A 2,642-nucleotide genomic window follows, 5' to 3' on the forward strand; every position below is an offset into this window, starting at 1 on the left:
ATGTTTGAGATCAGCAATGCTAGAGATTTGACAGCTTTTTATCTTACCCCTAGCCAAAACAGTTTCCTCAATAAAAATGTCCTGTTTAATTCTCCTAGCTAAACTGTCTAAATCCTCCACTTGAAAAGCTACATCCGCCACCCCTTCAGGATATTTACTTAAAAATTCCGCCACGGGACTAAGGGAATTTAAGGGAGAAGATAAGATAAAAATAATCTGTTTAGTTTTATCTTTTTGGATGCCATTGCCAACTATTTCCGTGTGCGTGTGGAGATTAACTAAACTTGCGATCGCCTGAAAATCCATCACCCGCACAAACCAATCTCGCCATTTTTTGGCCGATTCTACATAAAAATGAATATGATCAACAAACATAGATAAAGTCAAAAAAAGGGTTTTTTCAGTGAGCAGTAAACAGTGAAAATAAAACTCCGAACTTGCCACTTAATGCTATTCACTGATAACTGATAACTGATAACTGATAACTGAAAAAGCTGATGACTAAAAAAAGAGATGACTATCGGGTTGAATATTAATTTCCATGGGGACGGCTTGGGGTTCAGCATTCATGGCAAAATAGATAGCATCGGCGGCGGTTTGAGCGGTTAACATTTTATTGCGATCAACTTTTAAGCTCACCTGATCCCAAAAAGGAGTATCGACACCACCAAAATAGAATAAAGTCATTTTAATACCATAGCGTTTTAACTCATCGGCCAAACATTTACTAAAACCGACCACCCCGTATTTAGAAGCACAATAAGCGGCAGCCATAGCCATAGAATGCTTACCTAAAATTCCCACCACATTACAGATATGACCGGCTTTATTTTCCTTCATCACATTAGCGGCAGCCTGACAGGTATAAAAACTCCCCTTCAGATTGAGGTCGAGCATTTTATCTAAATCTTCCGGCGTGATTTTATTGTATTGTTTCATCACACCGGCTCCGGCCGCATTAACCAACACATCCAACCGGCCGTAATGGGAGACAATTTTTTCCATCAAAGTTTCTACCTGAGTCGGATTGGTGATATCCGTCGGCACAATTAAAGAGGGACAAGGCAACTCACTGGCTAAATTAGATAAATTATCGGCATTTCTGGCCACTAATACGAGTTTATGACCATTAACAGCTAGTTTACGCGCTAAAGTGGCACCGATACCCCCCGTAGCACCGACAATCAGGACAACTTTTTCGCTCATAATTATTTATAATTCTTTACAAATCTTATTGTAAACTGTTCCGACTGGAAAATCATCGCTAGTCCCAACCCCTTGATGAAGGGTTAGCCAACTTCTGATAGGATAAACCGTGACAATGTAAAGAAATTTTTATGACTGTACTGACCGAAGGAATCGCGCCCCACGGTGGGCAATTAATTAATCGTATTGCTACCGCTGCCGAAAAAGCCGAATTTCTGGCCCTAGCTGAAAAACTACCGCAAGTTTCCTTAGATGAACGAGCGCTCTCGGATTTAGTTATGATTGCTATTGGTGGTTTCAGTCCCCTCAAAGGCTTTATGGAACAGGACGACTACGAAAAAGTCGTCGATGATATGCGTCTAATCAATGGTTTACCCTGGGCAATTCCCGTGACTCTTTCCGTTAGCGAAGAAGTGGCGGATCCCCTCAAAGAAGGCAACTGGATTCGTTTAGATGACAGCGAAGGCAACTTTGTCGGAGTCCTAGAACTAACCCAAAAATACCGTTACAATAAGGCCCACGAAGCAGTTAACGTCTATCGTACCGACGACCAGAAACATCCCGGGGTAAAAGTCCTCTACGAACAGGGAGAAATTAACCTCGCAGGTCCAATATGGTTACTTCAGCGCGATCCTCATCCCCAGTTTCCCAAATATCAGATCGATCCTCTGCAATCGCGCAAAATGTTCCACGAAAAAGCTTGGAAAACGATTGTCGGTTTCCAAACCCGTAATCCCATCCACCGGGCCCACGAATACATTCAAAAATGCGCCCTAGAAGTGGTAGATGGTTTATTCTTGCATCCCCTTGTCGGCGCTACCAAAAGCGATGATGTGCCGGCCGATGTGCGGATGCGTTGCTATGAGATCATGATGGATAAATACTTTCCCCAAGATCGCGTTATTCTGGCTATCAACCCCTCAGCTATGCGTTACGCCGGCCCCCGGGAAGCAATTTTCCACGCTATTATCCGCAAAAACTACGGTTGTACCCATTTTATCGTCGGTCGTGACCATGCCGGAGTCGGGGACTACTACGGAACCTACGATGCTCAGTATATCTTTGATGAGTTCGAGCCAGGGGAATTGGGAATCGTGCCGATGAAGTTTGAACACGCTTTCTACTGTACCCGCACTTCGGGAATGGCAACCACCAAAACTAGCCCCAGTTTACCGGAAGAAAGAATCCACCTTTCGGGAACGAAAGTCCGGGAACTGCTGCGCAAAGGAGAATTACCACCTCCGGAATTCTCCCGTCCAGAAGTGGCTGCCGAATTAATCCGCGCCATGCAAGGATCTTGACATCCTCGCCGCCCTAAAAGTGCGGCGATTCCTAAACCTCACGATTTAAGTTTCTGCTTCCACCACCGTCGCATACCACAGTTAAAAAACCATGTACTGTCTTACACAGAGTCCACAGACTTTCGCCCCATTTCA

The 2,642-nt window shown here is 44.3% G+C and carries 3 protein-coding genes; 1 reads left to right on the forward strand and 2 read right to left on the reverse strand.

The annotated features are described in order from the left end of the window. A partial coding sequence (locus PX636_RS13155; RefSeq protein WP_288117532.1) for a VOC family protein occupies window positions 1-375 on the reverse strand: 375 nt, incomplete at its 3' end. Between the two features lie 126 nt (window positions 376-501). Further along, complete coding sequence (locus tag PX636_RS13160) at window positions 502-1,206, reverse strand: SDR family oxidoreductase (RefSeq protein WP_002743823.1); 705 nt, start codon at window positions 1,204-1,206, stop codon at window positions 502-504. Between the two features lie 131 nt (window positions 1,207-1,337). Here PX636_RS13160 and sat point away from each other — a divergent pair, with 131 nt between their 5' ends. Beyond that, complete coding sequence (gene sat / locus PX636_RS13165; RefSeq protein WP_071823523.1) at window positions 1,338-2,507, forward strand: sulfate adenylyltransferase; 1,170 nt, start codon at window positions 1,338-1,340, stop codon at window positions 2,505-2,507. The last annotated feature ends 135 nt before the right edge of the window (window positions 2,508-2,642 follow it).

The sequence above is a fragment of the Microcystis sp. M53598_WE2 genome (assembly GCF_030067735.1).
Taxonomy (GTDB): Bacteria; Cyanobacteriota; Cyanobacteriia; order Cyanobacteriales; family Microcystaceae; genus Microcystis; species Microcystis aeruginosa.

What these genes read in the sequence shown, in the direction of transcription:
- PX636_RS13160 (WP_002743823.1), bottom strand. Translation starts at nt 1,206, where the DNA reads ATGAGCGAAAAAGTTGTCCTGATTGTCGGTGCTACGGGGGGTATCGGT.
- sat (WP_071823523.1), top strand. Translation starts at nt 1,338, where the DNA reads ATGACTGTACTGACCGAAGGAATCGCGCCCCACGGTGGGCAATTAATT.